Origin of the sequence: Xanthomonas sp. WHRI 7065 (assembly GCF_040203115.2) — a bacterium.
Lineage (GTDB): Bacteria > Pseudomonadota > Gammaproteobacteria > Xanthomonadales > Xanthomonadaceae > Xanthomonas > Xanthomonas arboricola.
Map to the genome: position 1 here is coordinate 4494039 of NZ_CP168194.1, position 25180 is coordinate 4519218.

Annotated in this window: 25 protein-coding genes; 17 read left to right on the top strand and 8 right to left on the bottom strand. The window is 67.4% G+C overall.

The annotated features are described in order from the left end of the window. Nucleotides 1–38 precede the first annotated feature (38 nt). A complete protein-coding gene (gene tyrS, locus ABQY64_RS18725) occupies nt 39–1250 on the bottom strand; it encodes a tyrosine--tRNA ligase (protein WP_349780523.1) in 1212 nt (403 codons plus the stop codon). Between the two features lie 171 nt (nt 1251–1421). Here tyrS and ABQY64_RS18730 point away from each other — a divergent pair, with 171 nt between their 5' ends. Both ABQY64_RS18730 and ABQY64_RS18735 read left to right on the top strand, forming a co-directional pair. Beyond that, complete coding sequence (locus ABQY64_RS18730) at nt 1422–2840, top strand: M23 family metallopeptidase (RefSeq protein WP_349780524.1); 1419 nt, start codon at nt 1422–1424, stop codon at nt 2838–2840. 283 nt (nt 2841–3123) lie between these two features. Beyond that, nucleotides 3124–4278 (top strand): anhydro-N-acetylmuramic acid kinase, encoded by a 1155-nt coding sequence (locus ABQY64_RS18735; RefSeq protein WP_349780525.1) that lies wholly within the window; start codon nt 3124–3126, stop codon nt 4276–4278. Between the two features lie 90 nt (nt 4279–4368). Here ABQY64_RS18735 and ABQY64_RS18740 read toward each other — a convergent pair whose 3' ends face one another. The 3 genes from ABQY64_RS18740 to ABQY64_RS18750 all read right to left on the bottom strand — a co-directional run bounded on the left by ABQY64_RS18740 (nt 4369) and on the right by ABQY64_RS18750 (nt 6992). Continuing rightward, nucleotides 4369–4596 carry a hypothetical protein gene (locus ABQY64_RS18740; protein WP_016901952.1) on the bottom strand — a complete coding sequence of 76 codons (228 nt, stop codon included), beginning with the start codon at nt 4594–4596 and terminating at the stop codon, nt 4369–4371. 58 nt (nt 4597–4654) lie between these two features. Next, nucleotides 4655–5950 (bottom strand): MFS transporter, encoded by a 1296-nt coding sequence (locus ABQY64_RS18745; protein ID WP_349780526.1) that lies wholly within the window; start codon nt 5948–5950, stop codon nt 4655–4657. Between the two features lie 241 nt (nt 5951–6191). Next, nucleotides 6192–6992, bottom strand: coding sequence for an exodeoxyribonuclease III (locus ABQY64_RS18750; protein WP_039524873.1), 801 nt, complete (start codon nt 6990–6992; stop codon nt 6192–6194). A 118-nt stretch (nt 6993–7110) separates the two neighbouring features. Between ABQY64_RS18750 and pyrE the strand changes: the two genes are divergently transcribed. The 10 genes from pyrE (at nt 7111) to ABQY64_RS18800 (ending at nt 14598) form a co-directional block, all read left to right on the top strand. After that, the gene (gene pyrE / locus ABQY64_RS18755; RefSeq protein WP_349780527.1) at nt 7111–7770 is read left to right on the top strand and encodes an orotate phosphoribosyltransferase; all 660 of its coding nucleotides are present in this window, start codon (nt 7111–7113) and stop codon (nt 7768–7770) included. 22 nt (nt 7771–7792) lie between these two features. After that, nucleotides 7793–8458: a hypothetical protein gene (locus tag ABQY64_RS18760; protein ID WP_100224744.1), complete on the top strand. Its 666-nt coding sequence runs from the start codon at nt 7793–7795 to the stop codon at nt 8456–8458. 115 nt (nt 8459–8573) lie between these two features. Beyond that, nucleotides 8574–9371 carry a ParA family protein gene (locus tag ABQY64_RS18765; protein ID WP_016901957.1) on the top strand — a complete coding sequence of 266 codons (798 nt, stop codon included), beginning with the start codon at nt 8574–8576 and terminating at the stop codon, nt 9369–9371. After that, entirely contained in the window at nt 9371–10300 is a 930-nt protein-coding gene (locus tag ABQY64_RS18770) for a ParB/RepB/Spo0J family partition protein (RefSeq protein WP_039510312.1), read from the top strand. Before ABQY64_RS18765 ends, ABQY64_RS18770 begins: the two co-directional genes overlap by 1 nt. A 33-nt stretch (nt 10301–10333) precedes the next feature. Further along, a complete protein-coding gene (locus ABQY64_RS18775; RefSeq protein WP_016901959.1) occupies nt 10334–10642 on the top strand; it encodes a helix-hairpin-helix domain-containing protein in 309 nt (102 codons plus the stop codon). Between the two features lie 43 nt (nt 10643–10685). Continuing rightward, on the top strand, nt 10686–11411 hold the full coding sequence (locus ABQY64_RS18780) for a suppressor of fused domain protein (RefSeq protein ID WP_349780528.1): 726 nt from the start codon (nt 10686–10688) through the stop codon (nt 11409–11411). A 44-nt stretch (nt 11412–11455) separates the two neighbouring features. Continuing rightward, nucleotides 11456–12421 (top strand): SDR family NAD(P)-dependent oxidoreductase, encoded by a 966-nt coding sequence (locus ABQY64_RS18785; protein ID WP_349780529.1) that lies wholly within the window; start codon nt 11456–11458, stop codon nt 12419–12421. 323 nt (nt 12422–12744) lie between these two features. After that, the gene (locus ABQY64_RS18790; protein WP_024940453.1) at nt 12745–13467 is read left to right on the top strand and encodes a glycosyltransferase family 2 protein; all 723 of its coding nucleotides are present in this window, start codon (nt 12745–12747) and stop codon (nt 13465–13467) included. Further along, a complete protein-coding gene (locus tag ABQY64_RS18795; RefSeq protein ID WP_016901963.1) occupies nt 13467–13808 on the top strand; it encodes a lipid-A-disaccharide synthase N-terminal domain-containing protein in 342 nt (113 codons plus the stop codon). Before ABQY64_RS18790 ends, ABQY64_RS18795 begins: the two co-directional genes overlap by 1 nt. Before the next feature lie 256 nt (nt 13809–14064). After that, nucleotides 14065–14598, top strand: a complete 534-nt coding sequence (locus ABQY64_RS18800) for a hypothetical protein (protein WP_374151317.1) — start codon at nt 14065–14067, stop codon at nt 14596–14598. 325 nt (nt 14599–14923) lie between these two features. On the opposite strand, the gene ABQY64_RS18805 is transcribed toward ABQY64_RS18800, so the two are convergent. Genes ABQY64_RS18805 through coaBC form a run of 3 tightly spaced genes read right to left on the bottom strand, consistent with a single transcriptional unit; the run spans nt 14924 to nt 19015 of the window. Beyond that, nucleotides 14924–17269, bottom strand: coding sequence for a phosphomannomutase/phosphoglucomutase (locus tag ABQY64_RS18805; RefSeq protein ID WP_349780531.1), 2346 nt, complete (start codon nt 17267–17269; stop codon nt 14924–14926). A 13-nt stretch (nt 17270–17282) separates the two neighbouring features. Then, nucleotides 17283–17750 carry a dUTP diphosphatase gene (dut, locus tag ABQY64_RS18810; protein WP_349780532.1) on the bottom strand — a complete coding sequence of 156 codons (468 nt, stop codon included), beginning with the start codon at nt 17748–17750 and terminating at the stop codon, nt 17283–17285. After that, on the bottom strand, nt 17747–19015 hold the full coding sequence (gene coaBC, locus ABQY64_RS18815) for a bifunctional phosphopantothenoylcysteine decarboxylase/phosphopantothenate--cysteine ligase CoaBC (protein WP_349780533.1): 1269 nt from the start codon (nt 19013–19015) through the stop codon (nt 17747–17749). Before coaBC ends, dut begins: the two co-directional genes overlap by 4 nt. Before the next feature lie 96 nt (nt 19016–19111). Here coaBC and radC point away from each other — a divergent pair, with 96 nt between their 5' ends. From radC to ABQY64_RS18840, 5 genes are all read left to right on the top strand, one after another. Beyond that, nucleotides 19112–19789: a DNA repair protein RadC gene (radC, locus tag ABQY64_RS18820; protein WP_016901968.1), complete on the top strand. Its 678-nt coding sequence runs from the start codon at nt 19112–19114 to the stop codon at nt 19787–19789. 86 nt (nt 19790–19875) lie between these two features. Continuing rightward, entirely contained in the window at nt 19876–21564 is a 1689-nt protein-coding gene (gene argS, locus ABQY64_RS18825; RefSeq protein ID WP_349780534.1) for an arginine--tRNA ligase, read from the top strand. Between the two features lie 45 nt (nt 21565–21609). Next, nucleotides 21610–22491, top strand: a complete 882-nt coding sequence (locus tag ABQY64_RS18830; protein WP_016901970.1) for an SPOR domain-containing protein — start codon at nt 21610–21612, stop codon at nt 22489–22491. Between the two features lie 5 nt (nt 22492–22496). Then, the gene (locus ABQY64_RS18835) at nt 22497–23045 is read left to right on the top strand and encodes a hypothetical protein (protein ID WP_349780535.1); all 549 of its coding nucleotides are present in this window, start codon (nt 22497–22499) and stop codon (nt 23043–23045) included. A 39-nt stretch (nt 23046–23084) separates the two neighbouring features. Then, the gene (locus tag ABQY64_RS18840) at nt 23085–23840 is read left to right on the top strand and encodes an SDR family NAD(P)-dependent oxidoreductase (protein ID WP_016901972.1); all 756 of its coding nucleotides are present in this window, start codon (nt 23085–23087) and stop codon (nt 23838–23840) included. A gap of 165 nt (nt 23841–24005) precedes the next feature. Here ABQY64_RS18840 and ABQY64_RS18845 read toward each other — a convergent pair whose 3' ends face one another. After that, the gene (locus tag ABQY64_RS18845; protein WP_349780536.1) at nt 24006–25133 is read right to left on the bottom strand and encodes an acyltransferase; all 1128 of its coding nucleotides are present in this window, start codon (nt 25131–25133) and stop codon (nt 24006–24008) included. Nucleotides 25134–25180 lie beyond the last annotated feature (47 nt).

Below are 25180 nucleotides of genomic sequence, written 5' to 3' on the forward strand. Positions count from 1 at the left end.
AGAGCGGAGGTTGCCGCCATGCAGCAACCCTTCGCAGCTCAGCCGCTGACCAGCGCCACGCGGGCGAAATTACGCTTGCCCACCTGGATGACACCTTCGAAGCCTGGCCCGAACTGGCGTGCCGGATCTTCGACCACTTCGCCATCGATCTTGACCGCTCGCTCCTTGAGCTTGCGCGTAGCTTCCGAATTACTCGGCGTCAGGCCAGCTGCAGTAAGCAGGCTTGCGATCCGCAGACCTTCGGCCGGTACAGCGACCTCTTGCAGCGGCAACAGGCTGGTGTCGCCCTGCCCTGTCACTACCGCGTGCCAGCCGGCAATGGCCTGCTCCGCGGTAACAGCGTCGTGGAAACGTGCGGTGAGTTCGCGCGCCAGCCGCAATTTGACCTCACGCGGGTGCAGTTCACCCGAGGCGACCTGCGCCTTCAAACGCTCTGCTTCGGCCACGCTGATGTCGAAAGACAGCAGATCGATCCAGCGCCAGGTCAGCTCGTCGCCGATCTTCATGGTCTTGGTGACGATGTCGATAGCCGGCTCGTTGATGCCGATGTAGTTGCCCAGCGACTTGGACATCTTGGCCACGCCGTCCAGGCCTTCCAGCAGCGGCATGGTCAGCACGACCTGCGGGGCCTGGCCGTAGTGCTCCTGCAGGCCACGGCCCATCAACAGGTTGAACTTCTGGTCGGTACCGCCCAGTTCGACGTCCGCCTTCAGGGCGACCGAGTCGTAGCCCTGGACCAGCGGATACAGGAATTCGTGGATGGCGATCGGCTGCTGGCCAGTGAAGCGCTTGGCGAAGTCGTCGCGCTCGAGCATGCGCGCCACCGTGTGCTGCGCGGACAGCTTGATCATGTCCGCCGCGCTCATCTGGCCGAACCACTCGGAGTTGAAGCGCACCTCGGTGCGTTCGCGGTCCAGGATCTTGAAGACCTGCTCCTCATAGGTTCGGGCATTGGCCAGCACATCGTCGCGGCTCAACGGCTTGCGGGTGACGTTCTTGCCGCTCGGGTCGCCGATCATGCCGGTGAAGTCACCGATCAGGAAGATCACCTGGTGCCCGAGCTGCTGGAACTGCCGCATCTTGTTGAGCAACACGGTGTGGCCCAGATGCAGATCCGGCGCGGTGGGATCGAAACCGGCCTTGACCCGCAGGGGCACGCCTGATTTCAGTCGCGCTTCGAGCTGATCGAGCTTGAGGATCTCCTCGGCGCCGCGACCGATGAGTGCGAGGGATTCTTCGATAGTGGCCAACCACAGACTCCAGCGGCGTTTGCCGTCAACAACGTGAACGATGTTAAACGCGGGTTAATTCCGCGCCAAATGTAAATAAACGAACAGGCTCAATGGTTTGACGCGCTGTTACAGGCTGTCTATGGTACCGGCGATTGGGCTCGCACTTCGAGCCAGCGAGGAATTTGAACGATGCAGAACTCAGAGCAGGGCCGTGCACGCAAGCGGCGCTTTCACGAACGCCTCCACGTCCTCCACGACACTGCCCTGCATCGCAAGCTCAAGGCGCATCTGCCGGCGGCATTCAACGACCGGTGGACACGCCGTCATTGGATCCATGCCAGCCTGTTCGCGACCATCGGTGCGCTGGTGGCCACGATCGTGCCGGGCTTCTCCAACGCCATCGATACCCCGCTGTCCAGCCATTCCACGCTGGCCTTGCCGCTGCCGCCGTTGGTGCCGAGCCGCAAGCAACTGGCGCCGAGCACCGATTGGGAAATTCTGCAGGTCAAGTCCGGGCAGACGCTGAGCACCTTGTTCGGCGAGCTGGGAATCCCGACGGCGGTGATGTACCAGGTACTGGCGCATCCGGGCACCAAGGAGGCGCTGACCAAGCTGCGTCCGGGCGCCGAGATCGCCTTCGATATGCCAACGCCGGGCGAGTTGCGCGCATTGCGCTTCGACCGCGACGACAGCCACCGCGTGGAGCTGCGCCTGCTGGGCGACAGCGTGCGCGAGAACGTCACCGAGCGGGTGACGACCACGCGCACGGTGGTGGCGAGCGGGGAAATCAGCAGCTCGCTGTACGCCTCGGCCGGCAAGTCGGGGTTGTCGCCGGCAGCGGTGGCGATCATGACCGACGAGATCTTCAAGTACGACATCGACTTCGACAAGGATCTGCAGCCGGGCGATCGCTTCAGCGTGGTGATGGACGAAACCTGGCGCGAGGGCGAGCGGATCAATACCGGCGACATCCTGGCAGCGACCTTTACCACCGGCGGCAAGACCTACACCGGCTTCCGTTTCGAGCGTGCCGGCAAGCCGGCCGAGTATTTCGACATCACCGGCCGGCCGTTGAAGAAGAGCTTCATCCGGATGCCGGTGGCCTACAGCCGCATCAGCTCGACCTTTGGGGCACGCAAGCATCCGGTGCTGGGCACCATGCGCATGCACAAGGGCGTGGACTACGCGGCAGCCTCGGGCACGCCGATCATGGCTGCCGGCGATGCGCGGGTGGTGTTCGTCGGCACCCAGCGCGGCTACGGCAATGTGGTCATCCTGGACCATGGCAGGAACTTCAGCACGCTGTACGGGCACATGTCGCGCTTCGGCAAGATCAAGGCCGGCCAGCGCATCAACCAGGGCACGGTGATCGGCTATGTCGGCATGACCGGCCTGGCGACCGGCCCGCATCTGCATTACGAGTTCCGTGTCGCCGGGCAGCAGCGCAACCCGATGTCGGTGACCATGCCGCCGCCCGAGCCCTTGCAGGGTGCCGAGCTGGCCGCCTTCCGCGCGCAGACGGCGCCGGCGCTGGCGCGTATCGAAGGCATGGAGAAGTTGATCTACGCCGACGCCGGCAAGCCTGCCAAGGGCAAGCCGCGCGGTTGAGTGGCGGCGGCTAACTTCTCAGCCGCCGACCTGGCCATCGCCGGTCGGATGGCTGCGCAGCGGTTCGCGAAGGAGCTGGCAGCTCATGCAACGTTGCGGCCGGCGCCGGATCGCTGCCAGCGTCCAGTGGAAACCATGATGCCGACGCGACAGTCGGCGCTGCCGGTGCAGCGCTGACTGACGCGCGTACAGCCCATTGGCCTCACCGCCATGCGTGCAGGGCCGGTTGACTCTCCCACCCCGGCTGCACAAGCTGCATGACCACTGTGCAACTGGCTCTGGCATGTCTGCTCCGGAACACCTGGAATCCCCGCTCTACCTGGGCCTGATGTCGGGCACCAGCGCCGACGGCATCGATGCCGCACTGGTGCGCTTTGCCGATGACAGCCATCGCCGCTGCGAACTGGTTGCCGGCACCACCGTGGCCTGGGAGCCGCAACTGCGCGACACGCTGGTGATGCTGGGCCAGGGCGCCGACGTGATCGCCATCGATGCGCTTGGACGCCTGGATGCGCAGGTGGGGCTGGCGTTTGCGGCCGCGGCCAATCAACTGATCCGCGACAGCGGCATCGCGCGTGGGCGCGTTCGCGCGATCGGCTCGCATGGGCAGACCATTCGGCATCGACCCAAGGCCGATCCGGCCTTCACCTGGCAGATCGGCGATGCCAGCCGGATTGCCGAGCACACCGGCATCACCACGGTGGCCGATTTCCGCCGTCGCGATGTGGCTGCCGGCGGCCAGGGCGCGCCGCTGATGCCGGCCTTCCATCTGGCCATGCTGGGCACTGGCGATGAAGACCGCGCGGTGCTCAATCTGGGCGGCATCGGCAACCTGACGCTGATCCCGCGCGATGGCGCGGTGCTGGGCTTCGATACCGGGCCAGCCAATGCATTGCTGGACAGCTGGTGCCAGCAGCATCGCGGCACCCCGTTCGATGCCGACGGTGCGTTTGCCGCCAGCGGGCGCGTCGATACCGCACTGCTGCAGGCGTTGCTGGCCGACCCGTGGTTTGCGCTGGCACCGCCCAAGAGCACCGGACGCGAGCAGTTCCATCTGGACTGGGCGATGCAGGCGATGCGGTCACTGGGAGACGTGGCGCTATCTGCGGCCGATGTGCAGGCGACCCTGCTCGAACTGACCGCGGCCAGCGTCGCCGACGCGTTGCTGCGGCTGCAGCCCGATACCCGCCGGGTGCTGGTGTGCGGTGGCGGGGTGCGCAATCCGGTATTGATGGCACGACTGGCGGCACGACTGGCGGCGCGATTGCCGGGCGTGGTGGTGGAATCCAGCGCGCGGCATGGGCTGGATCCGGACTATCTGGAGGCGATGGGGTTCGCATGGTTGGCCGCGGAGCTGCTCGCAGGCCGTGCGGCCAATCTGCCGTCGGTGACCGGGGCGGCCGGGCCGCGGTTGCTGGGGGCGATCTATCCGGCGTGAGGGGGCTGGATCAATGCGAGCGCCCGCATTCGCAGCATCCTCGCGCCGAATGGATTCGCACGCGAGGCAGCGCTGGCTGACCGTTTGCAGCTACGGACTATTCCCCGCCGGCAGCGCCTTGAGCGCGGCAATCGCTTCGGCCAGGGCATCGACTTCCGGGTGTTGCAGGCCGCCGGTGACTTCGTATTCGCTGGCGAACAGGCCCTGTTCGAGCAGATGCATCACGGTCTGATGCTGGGTCCAGCCGCGAGCGACGGAGATGCGACGAATCCTGTCCACCAGCAATGGATCGATGTCCCGCAACACCAGATCGGTCATGCCCTGCCTCGTGCACTGCGCTGCCCCGCCTGCATCATCGACAACCTGGGCGGCCGTTTCAATCCGGGCGCCCATCGCGGGCATCCAGCCGCGGCCACAGCCAGGCAAGCAGGGCCAGCGTGGGAACCACGGTCAGGGCGCTGAGCATGAAGAAGGTGCTGTAGGAGGTGGCCTCGACCAGGAACCCGGACACACCGCCGGCGAATTTACCCGGCAAATTGGCGAGCGACACCAGCAAGGCGTACTGGGTGGCGGTGAAATTGCGATTTGTCAGCGATGACATGAAGGCCACCAGCACGGTACCGGCGAACCCCTGGAACAGATTGTCGGCACTGAGTGCGGCGTAGAACGCCCACAATTTGCCGGGGTTCTGCGCCATCAGCAAAAACGCCAGGTTGGACAGCGCCACGCCCAGGGCGGCCACCAGCAGCATGCGACGGAAACCGAACGCCGCCACCGCCGCACCGCCGGCGAACGCGCCGACGATGCCCATCCATACACCGAACAGCTTGGACACCGTGGCGATGTCGGCCTTGGTGTAGCCCGAATCCAGATAGAACGGCCCGGCCATCACGCCGATCACCTGATCCGGGAACTTGAACAGGCCGACAAATGCCAGCAGGACGATGCCCAGCGCCAGCCCATTGCTGGAGAAGAAACTGGAAATGGGCTGCCAGAATGCGCCGGCTACGTCGATGCGACGCACCACCGTGACCAGCGGCCGGTCCGGCTCGCGGCATACCAGGGTGGTGATGATCGGCAGCAGCATCAGCGCCGACATGGCCAGGTACGCCGAGGTCCAGTTGAGGTATTCGGCCAGGTACAGCGCCCCGGCGCCACCGAGGATCAGGCCGATCCGATAGCCCAGGGTGTAGGTCGCCGCCAAGGCGGCCTGCGCCGTGTCCGGGGCAATTTCGATGCGGTAGGCATCCACCACCGAATCCTGCGTGGCGCCCCAGAACGAGGCGAACAGCACCCAGGCGACCAGGCCGGTGACACTCATGTCCGGGCGCGAAAACGCCAGTGCGAACAGGCCGGCAGTGACGCCGAGTTGCGAGACCAGCAGCCAGGAACGCCGGCGGCCCAGAAACGCGGTGATCGGGAACGCATAGCGGTCGATCAGCGGAGCCCACAGAAACTTGAGCAGGTAGAAGAAGCTGGCCAGGCTGATCAGACCGATGCTGCCCAGATCCAGCCCGACGTCGCGCAGCCGGGTGGACAGGGTCTGCGAGGCGATCAACAGAAACGGCAGACCGCTGCCGAAACCCAACAGTGCCATGGTTGCCGCCGATGGCGTGGCGAAGGCCTGCCGGATGCCGCGCAGTCCTTTGTAGTTGGGTACAGGCTTGGTCATGCGTGTGGCCGCTGGGAACGGGTGCTGATTGTTGCCGGGTGGGCAGTATCGCCAGCCGCTGCGCGGATTGCCCTGCCGGAAACGCATGATTGGCTCCATGAAGGATCAATCACTATCAGGCTGCGGCCAGGCACAGCCTGCACGCACTCGAGGTTGATCTCCACGCAGCGACTGGAAGCACCCCACTGCGGGGCCTGGCCAACCGTCCCCATGCTCGTCACTGCCAGCCGCGCGCCCTCACTCACTCCGCGTAATCCACGATGTACGGCGCGTGGTCGGAGAAGCGCTGCTCGCGGTAGATGGAGCAGGCCTTCACCTTGTCGCGCAGGCCGGGGGTGACCAGTTGGTAGTCGATGCGCCAACCGACGTTGTTGGTGCGCGCTGCGCCGCGGTTGCTCCACCAGGTGTAGTCCTGGCCCTGGGGATGCAGCACGCGGTAGGTGTCGACCCAGCCGCGGCCGCTGGCGGCGTTGGCGTCTTCCAGCGCATCGGCGCACAGGCCGTTGAGCCAGTCGCGCTCGGGCGGCAGGCAGCCGGAATTCTTCTGGTTGGACTTCCAGTTCTTGATGTCCAGCGCCGAGCGCACGATGTTCCAGTCGCCGCACAGCACGTACTGCCGGCCGCTGGCCAGCCACTGCTCCAGGATCGGCCGCAGCCATTCCATCACCTGGAACTTGTAGCCCTGGCGCAACTCGCCTGAGGAGCCGGATGGAATATAGAAGGACACCACGCTGAGGTTGCCGAAGCGCGCTTCGACATAGCGGCCTTCTTCGTCGAACTCGGGCCAGCCCAGCGCGGTGCGCACTTCATCGGGCTCGTGCCTGCTGTAGATGGCCACGCCGCTGTAGCCCTTCTTGGTGCTGGCGTCGCGGAACCAGGCCTTGTAGCCGGTGGGCAGGAACTTGGGACCGGCCAGCTGATGCTCCTGGGCCTTGGTCTCCTGCACGCACAGCACGTCGGCGTCCTGGTCGGCGAACCACTCGAAGAAACCCTTGGTGACGGCCGAGCGCAGGCCGTTGGCGTTGAAACTGATGATGCGCATAGGCCGGGAATGGGAAGTCGGGAATAGGGAATCGTAAAGCCTACCCCAGCGCAGCTGCGAAGGCTGCCGAGGCACGATGCGTTTACCATTCCCGATTCTCCATTCCCCATTCCCGTCAATGACCGACCACCGCACCCGTTTCCTGCAGCTGGCCCTGGGCGCCGATGCCCTGCGCTTTGGCGAGTTCACGCTCAAGTCCGGGCGGCTCAGCCCGTATTTCTTCAATGCCGGGCGCTTCGATTCGGGCGCCAAGACTGCGCAGCTGGCGCAGTGCTATGCCGATGCGATCGACGCGGCGGGGTTGGAGTTCGATCTGTTGTTCGGGCCGGCCTACAAGGGCATCCCGCTGGCGACCGCACTGGCCTGCGCCTACGCCGGGCGCGGGCGCGACCTGCCGCTGGCGTTCAACCGCAAGGAAGCCAAGGACCATGGCGAGGGCGGCAGCCTGATCGGTGCGGCGCTTGAGGGCCGCAAGGTGCTGATCGTCGACGACGTGATCACTGCCGGCACCGCGATCCGCGAGGCGCTGGGCATCATCCGTGGCGCCGGCGGCATTCCGTCCGGGATCGTGGTGGCGCTGGACCGGCAGGAGATCGCCTCCGAGCAGGATCGCCGCTCGGCTGCGCAGGCGGTGGCGGCCGAGGCCGGCATCCCGGTGATCGCGGTGGCCAACCTGGGCGACCTGCTTGCTTTTGCGGCAGGAAACGCCGACCTTGTGGGCTTCCGGGAACCGCTGCTGGCCTATCGTGGCCGCTACGGCACCGACACCACAGGCTGACGGCAGGCGACAGGGGGCTGCGATGATGCCGAGACACACCCGTTTGGCGTTACTCGCCGCCGTTGCGGCAGCCGTGGCCGCCGCGCCTGCCATCGCGCAGGACAAGCCGGCCGCGAAGAAGCTGTATTGCTGGAACCAGAACGGCGCCCGGGTGTGCAGCGATACGCTGCCGCCGGAGGCGGTCAATCAGGCGCGCGACGAATTCAACGCCAAGAGCGGCCTGCGCAGCGCCGAGGTGCAGCGCGCCATGAACAGCGACGAGCGCGCCGCAGCAGCCGCCAGCGAGCAGCAACGCCAGGCCGACCTGGCCGCCGAGCAGATGCGCCAGCGCACCGACCAGGCGATGTTGATGTCCTACCAGAGCGAGGACGACCTGCGCCGGGTGTTCAACGAGCGCATCGCCATCGTCGACAACAACATCCACACCGCGCGCTTCAACGTGACCAGCCTGCGCGAAGGGCTGGCCAGCATGCTGCGCAGCGCCGGCGACCGCGAACTGGCCGGCCAGGCGGTGGCCGACAAGCTGGCCGCCGACATCCAGCAACGCCATCGCGAGCTGATGGCGCAATTGCGTCTGCAGACCAGCTTCGAGCAGCAACGGGTGGCGCTGGACGGCGAGATCGCCGACATCCTGCAGCGCTACCGGGCGATGAAGGAGCCGCCGGCCGGCGCGGCGCCCACCGGCTGACCGGCGCAGCCGTCATTCCCGCCCGTGCAGCGCACTGCCGCGGGCGGCATTTCCCGATCCGACGCCCTGCCCGCATAATGGCCGGTCTTACTCCCTGCCCACGAGGCTCTCCCGCATGGCCCGGATCATCGCCATTGCCAACCAGAAAGGCGGCGTCGGCAAGACCACGACCGCGGTCAATCTGGCGGCCGGCCTGGCGCGCGCGCCCAAGCGCGTGTTGCTGGTGGATCTGGACTCGCAGGGCAACGCGACCATGGGCAGCGGCATCGACAAGCGCGACGTGGCTGCCTCGACCTGCGACCTGTTGCTGGGCGAAAACACCGCCGCCGAAATCCGGGTCACCGCGCCGGAAGGCTTCGACCTGCTGCCGGGCAACATCGACCTGACCGCAGCCGAGATCCAGCTGATGGATCAGGGCGAGCGCGAGCAGCGGCTTAAGCGCGCCCTGGCGCCGATCCGCGACGAGTACGACTTCATCCTGATCGACTGCCCGCCGGCGTTGTCGCTGCTGACGCTCAATGCCCTGACCGCGGCCGATTCGATCATCGTGCCGATGCAGTGCGAGTACTACGCACTGGAAGGACTGACCGCGCTGCTGGAAACCATCGAGGCGTTGCGCGCCAACCTCAATCCGGCGCTGGAAATCGAAGGCGTGCTGCGCACGATGTTCGACATCCGCAACAACCTTGCCAATGCGGTGTCGGCAGAGCTGACCGAGCATTTCGGCGACAAGGTGTTCCGCACCATCGTGCCGCGCAACGTGCGCTTGGCCGAAGCACCCAGCCATGGCCAGAGCATCGTCGGTTACGACCGCACCTCGCGCGGTGGCGTGGCCTACCTGGGGCTGGCCGGCGAAATCGTGCGCCGCCAGAACGACCGCAACAAGGCCTACCGGCCCGTGGAGACCGTCTGATGAACAAGCCGATCCCCGCAAAGAAGCGCGGCCTGGGCCGTGGCCTGGAAGCGCTGCTGGGGCCGAAGGGCGCGGCCGCCGCCGCGGCGCCGAGCGCGGCCAGCGAGGAGGCCTTGCAGCCGGGCGACAGCCTGCGCCGGTTGCCGGTCACCCAATTGCAGCCGGGCAAGTACCAGCCGCGTAAGGAGATGGACGAGGTCAAGCTGGCCGAGCTGGCGGAGTCGATCAAGGCGCAGGGGGTGATCCAGCCGATCGTGGCGCGCGAGCTGGCGCCGGGGCAGTTCGAGATCGTGGCCGGCGAACGTCGCTGGCGCGCCTCGCAGCTGGCTGGGCTGAGCGAAGTCCCGGTGGTGGTGCGCGAGCTGGACGACCGCACCGTCATCGCGATGGCGCTGATCGAGAACATCCAGCGCGAAGACCTCAACCCGCTGGAAGAAGCGCAGGCGCTGCAGCGCTTGATCGACGAATTTTCGCTGACCCACGCCGAGGCCGCCGGTGCGGTGGGCCGCTCGCGTGCGTCGGTGTCCAACCTGCTGCGGCTGCTGGAATTGCCGGTGGCGATCCGCGTGCTGCTGGAAACCCGCCGCCTGGAAATGGGCCATGCGCGTGCGCTGCTGACCCTGGCGCCGGAGCTGGCCAGCAAGCTGGCGCAGGAAGCGGCCGACCAGGGCTGGTCGGTGCGCGAGGTCGAACACCGTGCGCAGCAGTTCGCCGCCGGCAAGGTGCCCGGTGCCCTGCGCAAGGGCAAGCCGGCCGCCGCTGCGCCGCAGGCCGATATCGCCTCGCTGGAGACCGAACTGTCCGAATCGCTGGGCACCAAGGTGGTGTTCAACCACGGCCGCGGCGGCAAGGGCAAGCTGGTGATCCACTACACCGACCTGGACACGCTGGACGGCGTGCTCGAACGCCTGCGCCTGCAGCGCAGCTGAGCCTGTGCACCCGCACCAGGAGCATCCCCGGCAATGAATCCCGCCAAGGTCGATCGCAAGCACCTGCTGCATCTGACCGACCTGCCGAACGTGGGGCCGGCCTGCGAAAAGGATCTGCAGCGGATCGGCATCCGGGTTGCCGCGCAGTTGCGCGGTCGCGATGCCTACGACATGTATGCGCAGCTGTGTCTTCGCACCGGCGTGCTGCACGATCCCTGCGTGATCGACGTGTTCCTGTCGATCACGCGCTTCATGCAAGGCGAGGCGCCACGGCCGTGGTGGGCGTTCAGCGCCGAACGCAAGGCAACGCTGGCCAGCGAAGCACCGCTCAGTCTGGGGTGAGTGCGCGCATGCGATCAGGTGCGGCCATCAACCGGAGCAACCCATGAGCACTGAAGACGACCAGATCAGCCCCGGCGGCAGCACGCTGATGCTGCACGCGCAGGAAAAGGCATTCGAGCCGGCACACGGCGGCGACTGCATCGAGCAGATCAGCGCACATATCGAGCAGCACCTGGGGCCGATCTCGGGAGTCCTGCACGAAATCATCTCCGACGCCGTGCATCTGGACGTGCATGTGGTGCCCGCCACCGCGGAGGTCCCGTACCTGCGGCTGGTGACCTCGGGCATGAGCGACCGGCCGATGACCCTGCCCGAGGGTGTGGAAGCGCCGCAGTACATGGAGCTGATGCTGAGCCTGCCCGCCGATTGGCCGATGGACCAGCGCGACTTCGAAGACCCGCGCCACTACTGGCCGATCCGCCTGCTCAAGACCCTGGCCCGGCTGCCGCACAAGTTCGAGACCTGGCTGGGCTTCGGCCACACCATTCCCAATGGCCATCCGGCCGAACCCTACGCACCCGGCGTGCGCTTCGACGGCGCCATCGTGCTGCCGCCGGTGAGCACGCCCGAGGGATTTGCGCGCCTGGCCATTGATGCCGACAAGACCATCGTGTTCATGACGGTGGTGCCGCTGTATCCGGAGGAGATGGCGCTGAAACTGAAGGACGGCAGCGATGCGCTGCTGGATCGCTTCGATGCCAAGGGGATTGGGGACATCATTGCGCTCGATCGCGTCAACGTCGCCAAAAAGCGCTTCGGGCTGTTCTGAGCGCCACCTGCCTGCCCGCTTCCGATATCTCCAGGACCACTGCAATGACCATTCTCGTCACCGGCGCCGCCGGTTTCATCGGGGCCTACACCTGCCGCGCGCTGGCTGCGCGCGGTGAGTCGGTGGTGGGCCTGGACAACTACAACAGCTACTACGACCCGCAGCTCAAGCGCGACCGGGTGGCGGCGCTGTGCCCAGGCATCGACATCCGCACGCTGGACCTGACCGACCGCGACGGCCTGGCCGCGTTGTTCGACGAAATCCGGCCCACACGCGTGGTGCATCTGGCCGCGCAGGCGGGGGTGCGTTACTCGCTGGAAAACCCGTCCGCCTACGTCGACAGCAACCTGGTCGGCTTCGTCAACATGCTCGAACTGTGCCGGCACCGCGGTGTGCAGCATCTGGTGTATGCCTCGAGCAGTTCGGTGTACGGCGATTCGGCCACCCCGCCGTTTTCCGAAGACCAGCGCGTGGACCAGCCGCGCTCGCTGTATGCGGCGACCAAGGCCGCCAACGAACTGATGGGCTATACCTATGCGCAGCTGTACGGCCTGCGCGCGACCGGGCTGCGGTTCTTCACCGTGTACGGGCCGTGGGGCCGGCCGGACATGGCGCCGCTGATCTTCAGCCGCGCGGTGCTGGCGGGGCGGCCGATCGAAGTGTTCAACCACGGCAGGATGCAGCGCGACTTCACCTTCGTCGACGACATCGTGGCCGGCGTGCTGGGCGCGCTGGACACGCCCAGCGGCGAGCCAGTGCCGCACCGGGTGTTCAACCTGGGCAACCACACCCCGGTGGAGCTGGAGTACTTCATCGACGTGATCGCCCAGGCTGCCGGGCGCCCGGCCGAGAAGGTCTACCGGCCGATGCAGCCGGGCGACATGATCCGCACCATGGCCGATACGCAACGCGCGCACGCCGCCTTCGGCTTCGAGCCGGCCACCCCGGTCGAGCACGGCCTGCCGCAGGTGGTGGAGTGGTGCCGCAGTTATTTCGGCGAGCGCGCCTAGGGCGCGCTTGCGCGGCGGCGCAGCGGCGCAGCGGCCAGGCAATCGCACATCGCCGCGAGGTCACGCCCGCAGCGACGGGCGTATCGGCAGGGCGGCGCGCTGGAGCGTTGAGCTTTCCGCGCCCTACCAGCACCATCCTGGCACGGATCACGACCTCCTGCCGGCTGCGCGGGTCAGGTTATTTAACGCGCTCGCACACGCTACAGGCTGCTTGACGCTCGCTCCAGCGCACACAACGCAGGTTCGCTTCATGCCTGACTCAGACAGTCAGGGCACAATGCGCGATCTTTTTCGCTCAGCCTTCATCTGGCCACCACGAATCCATGAGCCAACCCCAGCTTTCCGTCGTCGTCCCGGTGTTCAACGAGCGCGATAACGTCGCCGCCCTGGTCGGCGAGATCGTCGCCGCCTTGCGCGGGCTGGTGGCGTTCGAGATCGTCTATGTCGACGACCACTCGCGCGACGACACCCTGGCGGTGCTGCAAGGCCTGAAGACAACCACGCCGGAACTGCGCGTGCTGCATCACGTGACCCAGAGCGGCCAGAGCACGGCGGTGCGCAACGGCGTCAAGGCCGCGCGTGCGAGCTGGATCGCCACGCTCGACGGCGACGGCCAGAACGATCCGGCCGACATTCCCAAACTGCTGACCGCGCGCGCCAGCGCCGAGCCGCAGGTGAAGTTGTTTGCCGGCTGGCGGGTCAACCGCCAGGATTCGGGATCCAAGCGCTGGGCCAGCAAGTGGGCCAACGCGATCCGTTCGCGCATGCTGCATGACAACACCCCCGATACCGGCTGCGGCATCAAGCTGTTCGAGCGCGAGGCGTTCCTGGACCTGCCCTACTTCGATCATATGCACCGCTATCTGCCGGCATTGATGCAGCGTGCCGGCTGGCGCACGGTGAGCGTGCCGGTGCATCACCGCCATCGCACCGCCGGCGTGTCCAAGTACAACAACCTCAATCGCGCGCTGGTCGGCATCCGCGACCTGCGCGGCGTGGCCTGGTTGATCACCCGCAGCAAGCGCACCGTGGTGCAGGAGCGCTGATGGAACTGCATTGGCTGGACCAACCGCTGACCTGGCTGTACTGGACCGGGCTGCATGTCACCGGCTGGAAGCTGATCGGCTATGTGGGCGCACTGATGTTCGGCGGCCGCTGGCTGGTGCAATTCGTCGCTTCCAAGCGCGCCGGCAAGCCGGTGATCCCGCGCATGTTCTGGTACATGAGCGTGGTCGGCAGCCTGATGACGCTGAGCTACTTCGTGTTCTCGGCCAAGCAGGATTCGGTGGGGGTGCTGCAGAACCTGTTCCCGGCGTTCACCGCGTTCTACAGCCTGTATCTGGATGTGAAGCATCGCGGCTGGAGGCGGGATCGCGCGGTGCATTGAGCTGGGATTGGGAAGTGGGGATTGGGGATTCGTAAGTGCGCACTCCCGCTCCAAATTTCCGGGCTTTGAGGCGATGCGGGCTGCGCGGCTGAGCTGATTGAGCGTGCTGCATTGGCTCTGTTTTCGGTGGATAACGTCAGGTGCTCGCTAATTGGGGTCAACGCGTTTTTTCGTACGTCGCGATGCGCTGGTTACCGACCTGGAATGAGGCCCGTGGCCGATGCCGCGGCTGTTTGCTCATCGGCATGCTGTGCCTATGTCCAGCGCGCTCCTCCATCGTCCGTTGTCCGGGTCGGCGCCGCTTGCGGCGCATTGGCACCTGCGGCTGTACACGCATCAGCAGGTGCCGTTGTTTGCCGACTGGCGTTGCGCGCGGGCGGCCGCAGCCAACCTTGCGGCGGCCGGTCATTGGCAGGGTGCGCAGTTGCTGTGCTGGGTGCTGCTGCCGGACAGTTGGTGTGCGCTGTTGCAGGCACCGGGCAAGGCTGCGCTGCTACAACTGGCCTCCCTCGCGCGACGGGCGGCTGCCGAGGCGGTCAATCGTGCGCGCGGCCGTGGCGGGACGGTGTGGCAGCCGCAGATGCAGGCATCGGCGCTTGCGCCGACTGAGGACCACCGACAGTTCGCGCGTACGCTGGTGGCGTTGCCAGTACGCGCAGGGCTGGCCGCGCAGATCGGCGGGTATCCGTACTGGGATGCGGTCTGGCTGTTGCACGGCCACGCTGCACACGGCACCGCGATTGCAGCGCCAGATGATCGCGCACGTAGGCTTGGTCCGGGAGGCGGGTGACCGCGATCGCGTGCATTCGTGCGGCTTGAGCCGGAAAGACTGATGCGCGTCTTCGCCTGTCAGCCTTGCGGGATATCTGTGCGAGCGACGTCTGCTCGATCAACATTTGACGTCCAGCGGCGCCTGCTCGATCAACGTCTGACGTCGAGCGGCGTCTATTCGGGCAACGTCTGACGTCGATCGCCTACGCCTGCCGGAGCGGGCCGCGCGCTGGGGTGATCGCCTGCATCTGCCAGCGCCGAGCACGGTGTGGTCGGCAGCTGTGGCGACGCGACCTGCCCTGCCGGGACGCCGGCAGGGCAGTCGCCCGGGACGCACCGGTCGATCAGAATTCCAGCGGATGGTCCGGCAGCAGGGCCTGCAACTGGCTGCGGAACAACCCGCGAATCCGCTGCAGTGCGTCTTCGGTATCGGCCTCGAAGCGCAGCACCAGGATCGGCGTGGTGTTGGAGGCACGCACCAGGCCCCAGCCGTCGGCGAAGTCCGCACGCAATCCGTCGATCGTCGACAGCCGCGCCGATTCGAACGGCGATTCCTCACCAGCCTGGGCACGCTCGACAATGCGCGCGACCAGCGCGTGCGCATCGCCATCCACCGGCACCTTGATTTCCGGCGTGGACACGCTTTCGGGCAGGGCGTCCAACACCTCCGACGGGGTTTCCTCGCGCTGGGCCAGGATTTCCAGCAGGCGTGCGGCCGCATAGATGCCGTCGTCGAAGCCGTACCAGCGCTCCTTGAAGAAGAAGTGCCCGCTCATCTCGCCGGCCAGTTCGGCGTCGGTCTCGCGCATCTTGGCCTTGATCAGCGAGTGCCCGGTCTTCCACATCAACGGGCTGCCGCCGTTGCGCAGCACGTGATCGGACAACTTGCCGGTGCACTTGACGTCGTAGATCACCAGCGCACCGGGATTGCGCTGCAGCACATCGGCAGCGAACAGCATCAGCAGACGGTCCGGGAACACCATGGCGCCCTGCTTGGTGACCACGCCCAGACGATCGGCATCGCCATCGAAGGCCACGCCGATATCGGCATCGAAGCGCTGCACCATCTTCACCAAGTCGTCGAGGTTGTGCGGCTCGCTCGGGTCGGGATGATGATTGGGGAAGGTGCCGTCGATCTCGCAATACAGCGGGATGACCTCGGCGCCGATCGCTTCCAGCAGGCGCGGCGCGATATCGCCGGCCACGCCGTTGCCGGCATCCACCACGACCTTGATCGGGCGGTCCAGCTGCACGTCGTCGGCGATGCGCTGGATGTAGGCGTCGCTGATGTCGCGCTGTTCCAGCTCGCCAGGCGTTGCCGCGGTGTGCAGGCGGCCTTCGTTGATGCGCTGGTGCAGTTCGGCGATCGCCGCCCCGGACAGGGTCTCGCCACCGATCACGATCTTGAAGCCGTTGTAGTCGGGCGGATTGTGGCTGCCGGTGACCGCCACGCAGCTGCCGGCGCGTAGTTCGTAGGCGCCGAAGTACACCACCGGGGTGGGCGCCAGGCCGATGTCGATCACTTGGCAGCCGGCGCGACGCAGGCCGTCGATCAGGCCATTGGCGAGCTCCGGGCCCGACAGCCGTCCATCGCGGCCGACCACCACCTCGCGCAGGCCCTGCGCCTGCATCACGCTGCCGATGGCTTGGCCGATCAACGCGACGACGCCGGGGTTGAGGTCCTTACCGACCACGCCACGGATGTCGTAGGCGCGGAACATCGCGGTGGCGACCTGCACGGCCGGCACCAGCGCCGGCGGCGCGGGCGGCACATCTGCCTCCAGCGCGCGCGCTTGGCTGGCAAGGCTGGCGTCGTGCTGCAGGCTCTGGCTGAAGGTGGGTTCGTCGGCGGTCGGCTCACCGGTCACGCGGCGACGCGGCAAGGCGACGCGGCCACGGCTGGCCAGCACCAACAGCACGGCGATGACGAGCAGCAGCGCGGCCACGATCGCACAGCCCACGGCGCCCAGACCCAGCGGGCCGTCATCGCGTTGCGGTACCGCGGCGGCCACGCGCAGGCCGCTGTTACCCAATGGCCTGGCCAGGGTTTCGGCGGCATCGCCCAGCACCGCATCGCCTTGCTGGGCGACGTTGTAGCTGCCCTGGCGCAAGGCCAGGTACGCGCTGCCGGGCACTGCGATCGCATCCAGCGGGCCGGTCAGACGCAACAACGGCAGCCGCGCGTACGCCACCGCCGGCTGCGCGCCCAGGCGCACCGCTGCCGCCACGCCGAGACGGACCTGCTTGGCATCGCGCACCACGTGCACCTGCGCACGCTCTGCCACCAGTGCCGACTCGAGCAGGCTCAGCCGCGCGTAGCCGAAGTCCTTGGGATTGTCGTAGGCAGCAGCGAGGTCGCCGGACAGGACCTGCACATCCTCGGCGCCCTTGAAGCGCTCGCGGATGCTTGAGGCGGCCGCCAGCGCGTCGCCATTGGCCAACGCGGCGATGACCTGTGGCTGCTTGAGCACGGCGTCGAGCTGGCTGGCCTGCTGGGCCATGGCTCGGCTGATGTCCTGCACGGCGCGGTCGCGCGCCTGTTCCAGCTCCTGCGCAACCGCATCCTGGCGCCATTGCGTGTAGCTGCTCCAGCCGAACCAGGCAGCCAGCAGCACCAATACCCCCCCCAACACCGGACCACTCGTACGCACGCTGGACATCGACTGCCTGCGCTCGTTCGCCTTGCTCATGTGACGTCCCCCGTCAGCGCACGCCGGTGTGGCCGAATCCACCCGCTCCCCGCGCGCTGTCGACGAAAGTATCCACCACTTGCAAGCCCACGCGCACGATCGGCAGGATCACCAGCTGGGCGATGCGGTCGCCCGGCTCGATGGTGAAGGCCTCACGGCCGCGATTCCAGGTACTGATCAGCAGCGGCCCTTGGTAATCGGCATCGATGAGTCCGGTGCCGTTACCGAGCACGATGCCGTGGCGATGGCCCAGGCCCGAGCGCGGCAGGATCACCGCGCACAGCTGCGGGTCGGCCAGATGGATGGCGATGCCGCTGGGAATCAGCGCCGCATCGCCGGGCTCCAGTGTCATCGGCGCTTCCAGCGCCGCGCGCAGGTCCATGCCGGCGCTGGCGTCGGTGGCGTAGGCCGGCAGCGGCCACAGATCGCCAAAGCGCAGGTCGAGCAGCTTCACCTGCAAGGACTGGGTCGGGGTGCTCATGCCTGCAATCTCTCCGCGATCAGGGCCAACAGCTGGTCGGCCAGTTCGGTCTTGCTGCTGCTGGGGAAGGCGCGCTCGCCGCCCTGCCAGTAGGCGGTGGCGGCGTTGTTGTCGCTTTCGAAGCCGCCGCCCTCGATCCCCACCTGGTTGGCGATGATCAGGTCCAGCCGCTTGGCGGCCAGCTTGCCACGCGCGTAATGCTCCACGTCGTGCGTTTCGGCGGCAAAGCCGACCACCAGCTTCAGCGCGCCGGTCTGCGCGGCGACCTCGGCCAGGATGTCCGGGGTGCGCACCAGCTCCAGGGTCAGCGTCTCGCCGGTCTTCTTGATCTTCTGCGCGACCACCCGCTTGGGGGTGTAGTCGGCCACCGCAGCGGCGCCGATGTAGATGTCGGCCGGGAACGCACCCAGCACCGCATCGCGCATCTGCGCAGCGGAGCGCACGTCGATCCGCCGCACCCCGGCCGGGGTGGTCTGGTGCACCGGGCCGCTGACCAGTACCACGTCGGCGCCCTGGCTGGCGGCGGCCGCGGCCAGCGCATAGCCCATCTTGCCGCTGCTGCGGTTGCCCACGTAGCGCACCGGATCCAGGTCCTCGAAGGTGGGGCCGGCGCTGATCACGATGCGCAGGCCGTCCAGTTGCGCGCTGCTGGGCACGAACGCCGGGGCGGCAGCAGCCTTGGAGGCGATCGGCGCGGCGCTGCCGGCACCGCCGGCCAGGGCGGCGATGATCGCCGCCGGCTCGGCAAGCCGGCCGGGGCCGGACTCGCCTTCGGCCAGCGGGCCGTCCTCGGGACCGACCACGCGCACGCCGCGCGCGGACAGGGTCGCCACGTTCGCCTGCGTGGCCGGGTGCAGCCACATGCGGTGGTTCATTGCCGGGGCCACGGTCAGCGGCGCGGTGGTGGCCAGGCACAGCGTGCTGACCAGATCGTCGGCCAGGCCGTGCGCCAGCCGCGCCAGCAGGTCGGCGGTGGCCGGAGCGACGATCACCTGATCGGCCCAGCGCGCCAGTTCGATATGTCCCATCGCCTGCTCGGCGGCGCTGTCCCACAACGTGGTGCGGGTGGGCTGCCCGGACAGGGCCTGGAAGCTGAGCGGGGTGACGAATTGTTGCGCGCCGCTGGTCATGGCGACCTGCACCTGCGCACCGGCGTCGCGCAGGCGACGGACCAGTTCGAGCGATTTGTAAGCGGCAATGCCTCCGCCGACGCACAGCAGCAAGCGCTGTCCGTTCAGGGGGCGGGCCTGAGTGGAGCCGATCACGTCGGAGTCGTCCTACGGTTACAAGGACAACTAGATTAGCCGATGCCCCCGTCCGGCCTGATAGGCGTGAGCGATGAGCACCGGCAATCTCGCCATATGCACATTCACGACTGGCCCACCCACGAACGCCCGCGCGAAAAACTTCTGGCGCGCGGGGCGCCTGCCCTGTCCGATGCCGAGCTGCTGGCGATCTTTGTCGGCTCCGGCCTGCGCGGCCAGGACGCCGTCCAGACCGGACGCAATCTGCTGCTGCGCCACGGCCCGCTGCGCGTGCTGCTGGATCGCACGGCGCCCGCCCTGGCGCGCCTGCCCGGCCTGGGTCCGGCCTCGGCCTGCAAGCTCAGTGCAGCGCTGGAACTGGCGCACCGCCACCTGCTGAGCGCACTGGAACGCGGCGACGCGCTCAGCGACCCGCCCAGCGTCGGCCGCTACTTTTCGCAGCGGCTGCGTGCGCGCCCCTACGAGGTGTTCGCGGTGCTGTACCTGGACACCCGCCATCACGCCATCGCCTTCGAGGAAGTGTTTACCGGCACCATCGACGGGGCCGACATCCACCCGCGTGAAGTGGTGCGGCGGGCGCTACTGCACAATGCCGCGGCGGTGATCGTCGGGCACAACCACCCTTCAGGCAATCCGGAGCCGTCCGAGGCCGACCGCGCGGTCACCCGGCGCCTGCTGGGTGCATTTGAGCTGGTGGATATCCGCCTGCTGGACCACTTCGTGATCGGTGACGGGCGTCCGGTCTCGCTGGCCGAGCGCGGCTGGCTGGGATGAGCGCGCGGCGGTGACCTGAACCGTCGGCCCGACCCCGGGGCGCGCGGTCGGGTAAAATCGGTGGTTTCGTTCCAAGCAGATCCCACGTGAAAGCCCAACTCCGCGCACTGATCGGCCAAGGCATTGAAGCCTTGCGCGCCAACGGCACCCTGCCTGCCGACACCCTGCCGCCGGATTTTGTGGTCGAGCGGCCCAAGACGCGCGAGCACGGCGACTTCGCCACCAATGCCGCGATGCTGCTGGCCAAGCCGGCGCGCAGCAACCCGCGCGCGCTGGCCCAGGCGCTGGTCGCCGCATTGCCGGTCAGCGACGACGTGGCCAAGGTGGAGATCGCCGGCCCGGGCTTCATCAATTTCCACCTCGCCCCCACCGCCTACCAGCGCGAAGTGGCGCATGTGCTCAAGCAGGGCCACGACTACGGCCGCGGGCTGGCCGGCAACGGCCGCTCGGTGGGCGTGGAATACGTCTCGGCCAACCCGACCGGCCCGCTGCACGTCGGCCACGGCCGCGCCGCGGCGATCGGCGACAGCCTGGCGCGCGTGCTCGATGCCAACGGCTGGAACGTTAAGCGCGAGTTCTACTACAACGATGCCGGCGTGCAGATCGAGAACCTGGCACTGTCGGTGCAGGCGCGCGCGCAGGGGCTCACCCCCGACAGCGACGGCTGGCCGGAGAACGGCTACCGCGGCGACTACATCGCCGATGTGGCCACCGCCTACCTGGCTGGCGACACCGTCGACCTGGAGGGCCATCTGGTCACCGGCGGCAAGGACCCTGCCGACTTCGACGCGATCCGCCGCTTCGCCGTGGCCTACCTGCGTAACGAGCAGAACCACGACCTGGCCGCGTTCCGCGTCGATTTCGATATCTATTTCCTGGAAAGCTCGCTGTACAAGGACGGCAAGGTCGAAGAGGCGGTGCAGAAGCTGATCGCCTCCGGCCATACCTACGAGGAAGGCGGTGCGTTGTGGTTGAAGTCCACCGACTTCGGCGACGACAAGGACCGGGTGATGCGCAAGTCCGACGGCACCTACACCTACTTCGTGCCGGACGTGGCCTATCACCTGACCAAGTGGCAGCGCGGCTACGAGCGCGCGATCACCGAGCTGGGGGCCGATCACCACGGCTCGCTGACGCGTGTGCGCGCCGGCCTGCAGGCGCTGGAACTGGGCATCCCGCAAGGCTGGCCGGAGTACGTGCTGCACCAGATGGTCACGGTGATGCGCGGCGGCGAGGAAGTGAAACTGTCCAAGCGTGCCGGCAGCTACGTCACCCTGCGCGATCTGATCGAGGAAACCAGCGCCGATGCGGTGCGCTGGTTCCTGATCGCGCGCAAGCCCGACTCGCAACTCACCTTCGACATCGACCTGGCGCGGCAGCAGAGCAACGACAACCCGGTGTTCTACGTGCAGTACGCGCATGCCCGCGTCTGCAGCGTGCTGCGGCAGGCGCAGGAGAAGGGCTACAAGTACGAGCAGGCGCATGGACTGGCCGAGCTGGCGCGCCTGGACGACGAGCATTCGCTCAACGTCATGGTCGAGCTGTCGCGCTATGCGGAGGTGGTGGAAATCGCCGGGCAGACGCTGGAGCCGTACCAGATCGCGCAATACCTGCGTGAATTGGCGCACGCCTTCCACACGTGGTATCACAACACCAAACTGCTGGTGGACGATGCCGCAGAGCGCGACGCCAAGCTCACCCTCGCCGTCGCCACGCAACAGGTGCTCGCCAACGGCCTGGAACTGCTTGGCGTCAGCGCCCCAGAAAAGATGTAAGCCGGGCCGCATGGCCCGCAACGACGTGATTCGGAGAAGTGGTAGATGGCAGCACGACGCGGTAAGAGTCAGGCGCGACGCAATACCAGCAATGGCACTCCCGGTTGGGTGTGGTTGGTGGCGGGCGCTGCGATTGCGGCAGTGATCTTTCTGGCCGCGCCCAACCTGTTCAAGAAGGACGGCGACGGCTTCCTGCGCGTAGGCCCGCGCGCCAACCCCGACGCGCAGCCCGAGCCGGTGGCCGATGCCGACGTGGATACGCCGGCCGAGCTGCCCAAGCCCAGCGCGCAACCGCCCAAGCCGCAGGCCAAGCCGGGTGATGCGCAGACCCAGTACGACTTCTATACCTTGCTGCCCGGCAAGGAAGTGCAGATGTCCGATGCCGAACTGGCGGCCAGTGCGCGCGCCGAGGAAGCCGCACGTGCGCGCGCCGCATTGGAAGGCAAGCCGGTCGCGCCGGCACCGGGTGCGAGTGTGGCGGCAGCCACGCCGGCCGCCAGCGTGCCGGTCCCGGTGACCGAAACGGCCGCCAGCGCGCCGAAGCCATTGGCCGAGACCGCCCCGGCACGCCCGGCCGCCACGCCGGCCCCGGCCAGCACTGCGGCACTGAGCACGCCGGCTGCAACCGCTGCGCCGAAGCCGGCAGCGACAGCAGCAGCTGCCACCCCGGCAGCTGCCTCTGCAGTGACCGACAACACCCGCTACATCCTGCAGGCCGGCTCGTTCGGCGCCTCCGGCGATGCCGAATCGACCAAGGCCAAGCTGGCGATGATGGGCCTGGCCGCACGCGTGGAGTCGGCCGACATCAGCGGCAAGACCGTCTACCGCGTGCGCATGGGGCCGTACGGCAGCGCCAGCGAACTGGCAGAAGCCAAGCAGAAACTGACCGGTAGCGGCTTGCCCGCCATTGCGATCAAGGCGCAGTAGCCGCCGTGCTGCAGCGCACCGCCGGCCTGTGGTTGTGGTGGGGACTGATCGGCGCGGCGCACGCCACCGAGCAGATTCCCGACCGCATCCGGATCGACGGGCAGGACGCGGTGCTGCTGGCCGAGCCGTTGGCGCCGGTGCTGGACGACCAGGCCACCTGGCAACGGTTCGTGGCGTATGCGCGGCCGGCGCTGGGCAGTTGCAGTGCAAACTGGCGCGGCTACCAGGCCGATTGGCGCGTGGAGCAGGCGCAGGTGCTGCTGGATCGCATCGTCATCGGTGCCTGCGACACCGCGCCGCCGGCGTTACCGCTCGAGGTGTTGTTCCCCGGACGAACCGCTCCGGTCGCCGCGGACTGGATCGACGGCGAGCTGGTGATCGCCCTGCCAACCGCTGCGAGCACCGGCGACAGCGCACCCGGCGCCGCAGAAGCACCGTATCTGCTCCTGCAGGTGCAACACGGCCGCGTGGTGACGCGCGAGCCGCTCAGTGAGGCAGGGTTGCGCGCGCTTCGCGCCCAGGCCAACACACCTGGTCCTGCCACCACACCCTGATCCCTTTGCCTGATCCCCTCGTTCGCAGGAGTTATCCCCATGTCCAAGACCGTTCTGATCACCGGTGCCACCTCCGGATTCGGCAGCGCCGCCGTGCGCCGTTTTGCCGCCGCCGGCTGGAAGATCATCGCCACCGGCCGCCGCGCCGAGCGCCTGGATGCGTTGGCGGCCGAGCTGCCTGCCGGCCAGGTGCACACCGCTGCCTTCGACATGCGCGATGCGCAGGCCCTGTCGGCAGCGATCGACGCATTGCCGGCCGAGTTTGCCGACATCGATGTGCTGGTCAACAACGCCGGGCTGGCGCTGGGCACCGCGCCCGCGCAGCAGGCCGACCTGACCCAGTGGCAGCAGATGATCGACACCAATGTGACCGCGCTGGTCACCCTCACCCACCGCCTGCTGCCGGCACTGATCGCACGCCGTGGCGCCATCATCAACATCGCCTCGGTCGCGGCAACCTACCCCTACACCGGCGGCAATGTGTACGGCGGCACCAAGGCGTTCGTGCAGCAGTTTTCGCTGGGCCTGCGCGCGGACCTGCACGGCACCGGCGTACGCGTGACCTCGATCGAACCGGGCATGGCCGAAACCGAATTCACCCTGGTGCGCACCGGCGGCAACCAGGCCGCCTCCGACACCTTGTACCGTGGCGCCACCCCGATGACCGCCGAGGACATTGCCGAGCAGATCTTCTATGTCGCCAGCCTGCCGGCGCATCTGAACATCAATCGGCTGGAAATCATGCCGGTCACGCAGTCGTTCGCCGGTTTCCAGGTGGCGCGCGACGCGCAGTGACGATGGCCTGCAACGCCAGTGCCTCGGTCGCGTCGCGATCCGATGGTGTGGCGGTCGGCGCGTGGGCAGATCGCGCCGCATCCAAGCTGGGTGCGGCGCGGCAACCGGCGCACCGCCAGGGATGACGACAACGCCGCGCATTGCGCGGCGTTTTGCTTTGCCCGGTCAGCCGCGATCGGCGGCAACCAACGGCTGCGCGCCTGGCCGCAGCATCTTGTCGCGCAGTTGCAGGAACGGGCGCTCCACCGCGTAGTGCAACAGCGCGCCGCCCAGCACCGCCACCAGGCCATACACCGCAAATGCCAGCACGCCCCGCCCCTCCAGCGCCGGGCCGAACCAGCCCTGGATGAGATGGAAGACGGCCTTGTGGGTCAGATACAGGCTGTAGGAGATGGCCGCCAGCCATGCCACGCCCGGCACGCGCAAACCGCCAAGCAAACCGCTGCTGGCGGTGCCGGCGAGCACCAGCAAGGCCAGCCCCAGCGACAGCACCGGCCAGCCCACCGCATTGCCGATCAGGCCGGTGCGCTCGCGGAACAGCCACAGTGCCAGCGCCAGAATCGCCACGCCGGCACACAGAATGGCGTTGCCGTGCTGCTGCAGCCGTTGCCACGTCATGGGGCGAAACACCTTCAGTACCGCCAGCACGACACCGGCCAGCAGACCGTCCAGACGATTCCAGGTCGGGTAGTAGATGTCTTCGATAAACCAGTTGCGCTGCAGACCGACGCCAGCGCTGTCCAGGGCAGTGTTGTGCCACCAGATGCCGGCACGCAGCGCGATGCCTGCAACCACGACCAGCACACAGAGCACGCCAAAGCGTGCGGCCGAGGGCCGACGCAGCAGCAGCGTCGCCAGCAACGGAAACACCAGATAGAAATGTTCTTCCACGCACAGCGACCAGGCGTGCGAGAACGCGGCATCACGGCCGTAGTCGACGAACAGGTTCAGGGTGAAGGTGACGAACATCCACCACGGCGCCAGCCCGGGCGACTCGCGAAAGTCCGGCCACGCCATGTAGATCACCAGCACCAGCAAGAACGCCGGCAGGATGCGAAACGCGCGGCGCAGATAGAACTCCTTGAAGTCCAGGCGTTGCCCGCGCGCCAGCGGCCTCAGCACCTGCGTGCCGATCAGAAAGCCGCTTAGGACGAAGAACAGGTCCACGCCCATCCAGCCGTAGCGCGACAACCACGCCCAGTCCGGCCCCAGACCGCCGACCACGAAGGAATGGAACAGCATCACCCAGACAATGGCGATGCCACGCAGCAGATCGAGAGCGGGATAGCGCATGCGGGCGATGCAAAGCCGAGGGAGCCCGATTGTGCCGCATCCCGCCG